Annotated in this window: 15 protein-coding genes and 1 pseudogene; 14 read left to right on the forward strand and 2 right to left on the reverse strand. The window is 41.4% G+C overall.

Annotated features, from left to right (window positions below; all coding sequences use genetic code 11):
• Nucleotides 1-152: 152 nt before the first annotated feature.
• A complete protein-coding gene (locus LMF89_RS24345) occupies nt 153-362 on the reverse strand; it encodes a hypothetical protein (protein WP_229537420.1) in 210 nt (69 codons plus the stop codon).
• Between the two features lie 514 nt (nt 363-876).
• Here LMF89_RS24345 and LMF89_RS24350 point away from each other — a divergent pair.
• The 13 genes from LMF89_RS24350 (at nt 877) to LMF89_RS24405 (ending at nt 8,653) form a co-directional block, all read left to right on the forward strand.
• On the forward strand, nt 877-1,044 hold the full coding sequence (locus tag LMF89_RS24350; protein ID WP_229537421.1) for a hypothetical protein: 168 nt from the start codon (nt 877-879) through the stop codon (nt 1,042-1,044).
• Between the two features lie 43 nt (nt 1,045-1,087).
• A complete protein-coding gene (locus LMF89_RS26015; protein ID WP_255711626.1) occupies nt 1,088-1,216 on the forward strand; it encodes a hypothetical protein in 129 nt (42 codons plus the stop codon).
• Nucleotides 1,217-1,310: 94 nt separating this feature from the next.
• A complete protein-coding gene (locus LMF89_RS24355) occupies nt 1,311-1,769 on the forward strand; it encodes a helix-turn-helix domain-containing protein (protein WP_229537422.1) in 459 nt (152 codons plus the stop codon).
• Nucleotides 1,770-2,062: 293 nt separating this feature from the next.
• A complete protein-coding gene (locus tag LMF89_RS24360; protein ID WP_229537423.1) occupies nt 2,063-2,218 on the forward strand; it encodes a hypothetical protein in 156 nt (51 codons plus the stop codon).
• A 41-nt stretch (nt 2,219-2,259) separates the two neighbouring features.
• Nucleotides 2,260-3,225, forward strand: coding sequence for a hypothetical protein (locus LMF89_RS24365; protein WP_229537283.1), 966 nt, complete (start codon nt 2,260-2,262; stop codon nt 3,223-3,225).
• Nucleotides 3,222-4,430, forward strand: coding sequence for a metallophosphoesterase family protein (locus tag LMF89_RS24370; protein ID WP_229537284.1), 1,209 nt, complete (start codon nt 3,222-3,224; stop codon nt 4,428-4,430). Before LMF89_RS24365 ends, LMF89_RS24370 begins: the two co-directional genes overlap by 4 nt.
• On the forward strand, nt 4,420-4,677 hold the full coding sequence (locus LMF89_RS24375) for a hypothetical protein (RefSeq protein WP_229537285.1): 258 nt from the start codon (nt 4,420-4,422) through the stop codon (nt 4,675-4,677). Before LMF89_RS24370 ends, LMF89_RS24375 begins: the two co-directional genes overlap by 11 nt.
• Complete coding sequence (locus LMF89_RS24380; RefSeq protein ID WP_229537286.1) at nt 4,674-4,958, forward strand: hypothetical protein; 285 nt, start codon at nt 4,674-4,676, stop codon at nt 4,956-4,958. Before LMF89_RS24375 ends, LMF89_RS24380 begins: the two co-directional genes overlap by 4 nt.
• Nucleotides 4,955-5,290: a VVA0879 family protein gene (locus LMF89_RS24385; RefSeq protein ID WP_229537287.1), complete on the forward strand. Its 336-nt coding sequence runs from the start codon at nt 4,955-4,957 to the stop codon at nt 5,288-5,290. Before LMF89_RS24380 ends, LMF89_RS24385 begins: the two co-directional genes overlap by 4 nt.
• Nucleotides 5,283-5,498: a hypothetical protein gene (locus LMF89_RS24390; protein WP_229537288.1), complete on the forward strand. Its 216-nt coding sequence runs from the start codon at nt 5,283-5,285 to the stop codon at nt 5,496-5,498. Before LMF89_RS24385 ends, LMF89_RS24390 begins: the two co-directional genes overlap by 8 nt.
• Nucleotides 5,485-5,769 (forward strand): hypothetical protein, encoded by a 285-nt coding sequence (locus tag LMF89_RS24395; RefSeq protein WP_229537290.1) that lies wholly within the window; start codon nt 5,485-5,487, stop codon nt 5,767-5,769. Before LMF89_RS24390 ends, LMF89_RS24395 begins: the two co-directional genes overlap by 14 nt.
• A gap of 3 nt (nt 5,770-5,772) precedes the next feature.
• Entirely contained in the window at nt 5,773-6,129 is a 357-nt protein-coding gene (locus LMF89_RS24400; RefSeq protein WP_229537292.1) for a hypothetical protein, read from the forward strand.
• Nucleotides 6,104-8,653 (forward strand): AAA family ATPase, encoded by a 2,550-nt coding sequence (locus LMF89_RS24405; RefSeq protein WP_229537424.1) that lies wholly within the window; start codon nt 6,104-6,106, stop codon nt 8,651-8,653. Before LMF89_RS24400 ends, LMF89_RS24405 begins: the two co-directional genes overlap by 26 nt.
• A gap of 91 nt (nt 8,654-8,744) precedes the next feature.
• On the opposite strand, the gene LMF89_RS24410 is transcribed toward LMF89_RS24405, so the two are convergent.
• Nucleotides 8,745-8,888, reverse strand: a complete 144-nt coding sequence (locus LMF89_RS24410; RefSeq protein WP_229537425.1) for a hypothetical protein — start codon at nt 8,886-8,888, stop codon at nt 8,745-8,747.
• A gap of 96 nt (nt 8,889-8,984) precedes the next feature.
• Here LMF89_RS24410 and abrB point away from each other — a divergent pair.
• Nucleotides 8,985-9,087 (forward strand): annotated as a pseudogene (gene abrB, locus LMF89_RS26445) (transition state genes transcriptional regulator AbrB); the annotation flags it as partial.

A 9,087-nucleotide genomic window follows, 5' to 3' on the forward strand; every position in this document is an offset into this window, starting at 1 on the left:
GAAGATCCTGACTTTCCTGATCCTTGCAGTTTGTGTCCTCAGTCTCCAGAATGTGCGAAAACGAATTGGAGGCTGGAATGGGACACGCTGCTTAAATTAAAAGACATTACTGGTGTGGATATGGGACCAATGAAAAGGAAAACTTCTAACTATTAGTTAGTTGCTAATTCATCTTCATAAATTGGGCACTTATTACGTTCACCATATGAACAAGATTCTGATTCGTCACAATCAAAGCCTATTGGTTTATATCCAGGCTCATGCTGGCTTAAAGAACGAGTTACGGCATACTTAACAGCAATTGAATACTCAGCATCTAGATATGGACAGTATCCGGACACTGAACGAATAATAATCGACATAATTACCTCCAGACTTTGGATTATGGCAGGTTACTACCATAATTCGGTAATAAGTGATAGTTTCCTGCGCAGCATTAAATGGCACAGAGGATATCTTCTAAGGGAGGTAAGGTATATCAAATACTCAAAAGAAGAGAGGAATAAGGCTTTTTCCCTGTTAGTGAATACAAGAGAAATATTGAATGATCCTAGTGGCTTAAAATTATGGGACCCCGATTTCTGTGAACGATGTTTTAAGTTTTGTGATGAGATTGAAAAGATATTGCAACAAGAAGAAATTCCTTAAAGAGGTGAGAAAAATAGAATCTAAAAAATTTCATATGGATCTAAAGCTATTAGAAGCGATCCTCAAAAATGCAAATGAAAATGTTCAACTTCGAGCTGGACAATCCCAATTAATCGTATATGTAAATGAATTTCCTAATGGAAAACGGGAGCTAGTCTTTGAACAACCCTGCGTTTATCGGGATGGAGTATCTAAATTTCACCGAGTTTCAGAGAGGGAGGCGACAGGATGTCAGTCACAAGTTCTACAGAAAAATGTAAGGTAGGTCGTCAATTTATAACTTATGTGCGAATACATGAACCTGCTGAAGACGACAAAGAAAGAAAAATAAATGCTTTAAAAATTGCTCTTAAAAGTAATCCACCTGTAAAAGATGAAAATTTGGAGGCAGGTTAAGCTTCTAAATTAATTAGCTTCTACTTGAAGAGGGAGTGACTGTATGATCGTTATCAAAAATATTCGTTTTGGTATAACAGAATCAAAGACTGTAGTCCAAAATGAGGACGGTGACAAGCTCTGGGTTTTAGTTGTTGGCGGTATGGCGCTTTTGGCTATTGCTCTTATCTAAAAAAAGAGCCTGTCCGGATAGACAGGCTGAGTGGGGGTGAGAACGTAAGGAGTGTCCTCTTAGCTCATTATCTCATGGAGAGGGGGTGAAAGCAGTGTTTATTGAGACACGAAAGCGTCATAAAAAGTCCCAAGATGTAGTAGCAAATGAGTGTGGAATTGACCGAAAAAGGTACATGAAAATTGAGAATAATCGTGCGCTACCAGATCCATATGAATTGATAGCTATTGATCAATTTTTAAAGCAAGATGGAAAGTTAATCATGAACTATTGTAGCTGCCATTGTCCTGCTGGTCAGGCGATCGGTCTTTCTTTCGAGAAAATGGAGCCTGTATTGGCAGGCATGAAGGTCATGAAATTTCTAAGTGATGCTGAGAATACGCGGACTGAACTTGAAGATATCCTTGCAGATGGAATCATAGATGAGCATGAGCAATCTCGATTTAGTGTTATTTGCGAAACCTATGATAAGTTGAAGAATGCTCTTATATCCTTGGGAATGCACAAAGAAAAAGTCACCTGCGTTGGCCCGCAAGCGACTTTAAAGGGTTAGATCAAATTTGCACCATTATTGTACCATGTGCAGTACATAGTGGTCAATCGGAGGGAAAGGTAATGAGTAAAATTACTGCTAAGTATTGGTGCCGTTTGGCATATCTCATAGGGGTTGAGGTTAGTAGGAAGAAGGTGCTGCAACATGAGCAACATTGAGCCGCTAACTAGCTGCGTAGCTTGCAAAGTACCAGGGGTTAAAATTGAGGACTATATTCGCATAGCTGTATATCAATGTCCTAAATGTCTTGCGACATGGTCCACCTTAACAAATACGAAAGTGAGGAAATCAAAATGAAGAAAGTTGTTAATCTTGGTGCCTCATGCACTACTTGCAAATTTCAGGATCGGTCAAATCATGACGCTTGCCATAAATGCATGCACCTGAATGGAAAACCAGGATGGGAACCTGCGGGAGGGGTTCAGGTAATAGAGGGAGAGGATTGGTAAGGCAATCTTACTCGTCGTGTAGTAACAGGGGGTGTGGCGTAATGGAAAATAACGTAACAATATTAGCACCACAGCAACAAAGCGGAGCGTTGCTTGATATGGATTCTAGTGGGGCGAGTGATATGGCAATTCGATTAGCTGAAATGACAACTAAGCTTGATCTGGTTCAGAAATTCTTCAAGCAGGTTATGGTTAAGGATTTAGATTATGGAATTATCCCAGGTACGGACAAGCCTACCCTTTATAAGCCAGGTGCAGAAAAGCTATGTGAATTATATGGATTTGCTCCTATTGTAAAAGCCAAAAATGACACTCGGGATTTTAAGACTGGATATTACTTATCGGAGATTACTATGCAAATCGTGCATCGTAAGACCGGCACTATCATTGCCGAAGGTGTTGGCGAAGCAAGCAGCTATGAAAGTAAGTATCGATATCGTTGGGTGTATGAGAGTGACGTACCTAAAAGCTTAGACAAAGAAGCGCTAGTAAATAAAATCTTCAAGAACAAAAAGACTGGTGCTGAATATGCCAAATACCGGATTGAAAACACAGACCTGATCGATCAATGGAATACCATTTTGAAAATGGCAAAGAAAAGATCTTTAGTGGATGCTGTTTTATCAGCAACTAGAAGTTCGAGTATTTTCAGTCAGTCGGAAGATGAATTAGAAGCTTGGCTGGAAGGTGAAGGCAGTGATGCGCCTAAAGAAAGGCTTGAAAAGCAGCGTGCCACTCCTAAGGCTAGTGATGAACGTTCTTCCTTTAATCCACCTACAGGCAATAAATTGTCGGACAAGCAGTATGGCAAAATCGTTGGTGATGCCAAGCGAAAGAATGTTGATGAGAGTGGCATTAAATCCATTGTTCAATATGTAAAAAATAAGCCACTTAATGATCTGACTACGGCTGAAGCTAGTTCTGTGATTGATTTTATAGCAAAAACCAATGAGGAAGAATTACAAGACTTACTTATGTCAGCTGCACTACCAGGTGATATGGCATGAAAATAGCTCATATAGCAGATATACATTGGGGGCTAGGTTATTCTGGTCCCACTGCTACCGCTCGATTCGATGATATATGTCGAACTATGGACTGGACAGCGGATCGGATGATAGCAGAAGGTTGTGACATCGCAATTGTTGCTGGTGATATGTTTCGAAAAGCTGATATTGCTCTAGAAAAGGCAAGTAAGGAGATTCGAGCTTGCACTGCATGGCTACGAAAACTAACTGCAGCAGGTATTGAGATATTTATAATTTCAGGTACTCCAAGTCATGATCCTATTAGTGCGTATGAGTTATTGAAAGATTATCAGCTGCCTAAGGTAACAATCGCTACAGAGCCAATTTGGTGCGACCATGATGGTGAATATGGTTTTTCGCTAGTATGCGTCCCAGGGATGGATAGATCAAATTTTGTTAATAAGGAAGAGTATCGTGGATTACCGGCGCATGTAGTGCATCAGATGATGACGGACCATATAACGGAGACTTGCCAAGAATTTCGAAGGGAAAGTAACTATAGTCCATCTATCCTTGTTGGTCATTTTACATATGATCTGGCTGATACAGGTTTTGAGGATGTGTTGATGCAGCAGGAAGCAATCCTTACCACTGAGGCAGTTGCAGGATATGATCTGGTTACGCTAGGTCATATCCATCGTCCTCAGCAGAATGGGAATGTATTTTATAGTGGATCTCCTGAACGACTTAGCTTTAATGATGAGAAAGTAGATGCAGGATTTTGGATTCATGAATGGGATGGGCAGAAGTTTGATTCTAGATTTATTGATACTCCAGCAAGACGCTTTGTGACCTATAAATTAGATGAGTTCGGAGTAAAAATGGTCATTGAAGGTTTTTTATGTTGGGATTGGGGCGAGGATGATGAAGAAGATCATGGACCACGTCCTAAGGATGCGATTGTTCGAATTCACTATACATGCAGTGAGGAGCTTAATCGGCAGCTCAATCGAAGAACATTAGAAAAATCTTTATATGATGCAGGCGTCTACTACGTCAGTGAAATCAAAGGTGATGTAAAACGTTCCGAAGATCGATTGCGTGATGCTGAGATTACAGAAGTTCTTGGACCTATAGATGCGCTAAGAAAGTGGGCTAGTAATCAAGAAATTGATTCATTGGAGATTGATGAATTGGCAGCTATGACGGCTGAATTGATGGAGGTGCCAGCTGATGCCTTGTGAATGTCTTGTAGGTTCTGATGGTAGTGTGATTATGATTTGCAGCAGGGGACGTAAACCAGTTACGCCTTGCCATTACTGCGGAAAGCCCATCACTAGCTTATGTGACTATCCTGTGGGCGAAGGAAAGACTTGCGATAGACCAATGTGCAATAAATGCAAAACCAAGATAGGTCCTGATTTGGATGTTTGTCAGGAACACAACAATCCAGATGATATTTTTAAAACACAGCATGGAGGTGCGTCATGATCAACGAGATAGAGAAAATTATTCAATTATCTTCAGAGCAATTTGAAGAATTTAAAAAATCTAAGCGGCTGGACAATTTATTCAAGAAGCACGTAGGACTAGATGTTCGGGACAACTACGCATTAGGAGATACGGCGGTCATGATTCCTAATCCAGAGCTGTACGGAATATATCGCAACGAGTGGAAGGGAAAGGTAATTTACTATCTTGTTGTAAGTATCATGGGGCCGGAAATAGCTTTTGCATGGAGTTTATATCCAATTTCGGAGGTATCAGCATGATAAAGCAAACGTTGGAAGACTGGCAAGCTGAGATGAAAACTCGCTTTGAATCAAAGAATGCAGTTGCATTTGTTTGCCCAGCTTGCGGTAAGGTCGCAACCATTAAGGAACATATGGACGCTGGTGGTAAACCAGACGATGCTCCTCAGCAATGCATTGGCAGAACAACGGGGCTAGGTGCGAAAGACAAGAAAGACGTGGGTAACGGTTGCAATTGGGCATCCTTTGGCTTGTTTGGCACACTAGGTAAAGGTCGAGAGGTAGTTTTTCCTGATGGTAAAGTAGTAGAAGTTTTTGACTTTGCAGCTCAGGAGGTACTAGCAAATGCCTAAAAAAGCAAAAGTTAAAAATGTTAAGTGGCCTATTGGAACTAAAGTTCGTATGATTAATTGCTTTGAAGCAACTAAATACAAAGGGCAAGTATGGATTACTAGGAGCGAGCCTTGGAAGGCTTGCGGGACTCAATTAGTTCTTCTAGATGGTAGAACTGGCGGATTTGATACCAGCTGCTTGGAGGTGGTAGTAGATGCATACATTTAAGAGCAAGCGAACGGGGAAGATCATTGAAATTCAGGAAATTCCGATGTCATCCATGATGCTTTTACCACCGAAACCAGATGTATGCCAAGAGTGCGCAGTGAAGCATGATCCTCGATTACCTCATAATCAGCAAAGCTTGTATTATCAAATGAAGTTTAAGATGGAACACGGGCGCGATGCTACATGGACTGATGCTATGGCTCATTGTACGGAAGAAGTAAAAGAGCGTTGGATAGAGGGTTTGAAATTTCATGGGGTGGAGGTGTTTTAGCATATGGCAAATGCAGAGATCATCATCCCTGGTGAAATGGCGTGGAGAACGACTCCGCGCCAGGTAGTACTCAAAAGAGTAGAGCCAGAAGATCCAACCCCTATTGAATGTGTTAGAAGAGGTTTATCTCTATATAAAGCACGACCGATGTATCCGCAAGACTTAACACCAGAGGATGCAAGATTCCTTGTTGAAAGTAAAGTTTCTAAGATTCTCATTGCGGCCTCTTATCAAATGGCTGCATCAGACCTCTATAAGAAGTTGATCAATTGGGGTATTCATAAAAAAGGTAAGAAGATATACGCCATTAGTAAATCAAAGGAGTTGGTAAGCAATGAGACCTCTACGCATTCAGATTAAAAACTTTGGCGCCATTCCTTATGCTGATATTGATTTGTCTAATATCACATGTAGCGCAATAGCAGGCCCTAACGGAGCAGGTAAAAGTACAGCCTTTACGATTGCCCCTATGTTCGCGCTTTATGGTACCACGAAGCCTGGCACCAGTGCGGATGATATGGTCCGCATTGGCACTACTGAAGCAGAAGTCATATTCGATTATGAGCACCAAGGCGAGATTTATAGAACCATTCGCACTCGCAGTACAAAAGGTAAAGGGAAAACCACTTTAGAGCTGCAGCGTAAGTCTGGTGCATTATGGGCTAGTGAATCCGGTGCTAGTATTGCTGAGACGCAGAAAAAGATTATTGCCTTGCTGAATTTAGATGCAGAAACCTTTTCATCTAGCAGTATGATTTTGCAAAACAAATCGAATGAATTTACCTCTAGGCCAGCGGGGCAGCGTAAAGCAATTTTAGCTCAGGTGCTGCAGCTGGATCAGTACGAAACGCTCCAGGAAAAAGCGAAGGCAAAGCTGCAAGCAACTAATTTAGAGTTAGAAAAGGCCAAAGTCAAAGTGTCCGAAATTGACGGACGGTTAGTTGATAAAGTCACACTTGAGACACTGAAATTTGCCAATGAAGTGCAAAAAGCCACTATTGAAACTCAGATTAAAAAAGCAGAAGCTGATTTGCAGATTGCCCAGGTAGATCATAATGTGTTGGTCGCTCGCATTCAGCAAGCCGACGCAATTGACAAGCAGGCAAAGGGTTTGAGAGTTAGTATTGACGCCAAGACGATTGAACGTGAGCGGCAGCAGGGGCGTTTGGATACAGCCAACAAGCTTTTGCTTCAAGAAGAAACGATCTTGGCCAAAGTCGTGGAATATGAACAGACACAGCAACAAGTTACTGTACTGCAGACTCAAAGAGATCAACAGGACAATTTACAAACTGAGGCTGTACGCTTAAAAGAAGAACTTGCTGGTGTTGTAACCGGCCTAAAAAATACGAATGCAGAAATAGTTAAACTGGAATCGATTCTAGCTGATCGACCTCGGCTGAAAATGGCTGCTGCAGATTATAAGCAAGCGATATCTGATTTTGCGAAGATAGACACTCTTAGGGTTTCCTACGAAGATCTTTCTCGCCAATGGGTGGATTTGCAAAAAGCTCTAGAACTATCTGTCACTCGTTTTGATATGAAAAAGGCTAATCTATCTAAGGAAATTAAGTTGCTAGAAGGAAAGACAAACATCTTACAAAATGCGCAGTGCATTGATATAGATCGGGCAGAGTGTGCCTTTCTGAAAGATGCCAAAGAAGCCCAGGAGAGAATTACAGAGTTACTAGCTCAGATTGAAGTACTTAAGAATCCTGATGCAGAAAATCTGCAAAAACAACAAGATGATTTAAAAGCGCAGATGGATGGTCTTAATTATCACGCTACAGAATGGTCTAGGCTGCAGGGGTTAGTAAGTACCTTAAAGCTAGATGCGGAAGCCTTTGCCAAACTAGATGGTCAGATTCAGCTTCTGGATACCTATAAGAAGCAAAATAGTGAATATCTAACTCGCCAAATAGATCTTGAAACTAGGATCGAATCTATGCGTGAACAGTATCGTGTATTGGCCGAAGGGTTAAAAGAACTTCCAGCTATGGAAGAAAAAATAAAGCTGCTGCAGCCGTATCTCTTATCAAAAGATCAGCTTGCGATAGCTCGGGAAGTATCGACTTCCGCTACTGAAATTATTAATCGCTCCAACACAGAAATTAATACCCTTACAGAGCAAGCAACCAAACTTGAAACAGAATATGAATCTATCATCGGGGATGCCAAAGGATTGGAGCAGGCTGCCAAAGATAAATGCACAAACTTGCAGACAACACTCCAAGTATCTAGGGATGAGCTAACACGTTTAGTTGCTGCTCTCGGAGGTGTACAAGCGAAACTGGATGCATTGGCAGCTGATGAAATCACTCGGCAGACCTTGGTGGACGAAATGGCGCCATTGTCCAAAAAAGTAGTCCGGTACCAGACTCTTGTGAAAGCATTTAGTAGAGACGGAATCCCTGCTCTTATTATTGAAAATGCGGTACCTGAACTCGAGCGAATTGCCAATGATATTCTGGGGCAGATGTCCGGTGGAAAGAACTACCTCAAGTTTGAAACGCAAAAGGAACTGAAAAGCCGAAGCGGTATGGCAGAGACCTTAGATATCATTGTTGGTGACTGGGCTGGTGAGCGCATCTATGAGACGTATAGCGGTGGAGAGCAGCTGCGCATAGATTTTGCCATTCGCTTTGCTTTAGCGGAATTATTGGCTCGGCGTGCTGGCTCAAAGGTGGACTGGCTTACGATCGATGAGGGCTTTGGGAGTCAATCGGATGAGTTTTTACCGATGGTTATCGATGCGGTGAAGCAGGTTGCTAGTCGGTTTGGTGTAGTGCTTGTCATTAGTCACGTTAAAGCCGTTCAGGAAGCCTTTGAGCAAAAGATATTCTTTAAGCCGGAGGATGAGTCCGTGGAGGTACTGGTCGCATAATGATTACGCATGAGTTTTAATCCCAGAATTAATTATAAAAAACCGTCCCTACCTCTTCTAGTAGGGACGGTAAACAATAGTTTTAATTAACTTAGCGATTCTTTTCATTTCTCTGGTTTAAATCTTTGTACAACAAATTAGTATCTTCTTGTAAATCAGCAAAATCAAGCATTTGGGTAATCAACTCGGCATCGGAGACACTTGAAAACATACCAGAAATAAGTGCTTTTTTCAAAGTGATCACCTCCTGCTGATAGTTTAACCAATATGAAAGTTTTTAATAAGAGAATGCAATCTATAAAATGCATTTAAAATGAGGAGGAATTATATCATGAAATCAACTGGTATTGTAAGAAAGCTAGATAACCTTGGAAGAGTGGTTATTCCTATAGAAGTCAGAAGAACGTTGGAAATTGGAGAGAAAGATGGTTTAG

Source organism: Pelosinus baikalensis (assembly GCF_020819555.1).
GTDB lineage: Bacteria > Bacillota > Negativicutes > DSM-13327 > DSM-13327 > Pelosinus > Pelosinus baikalensis.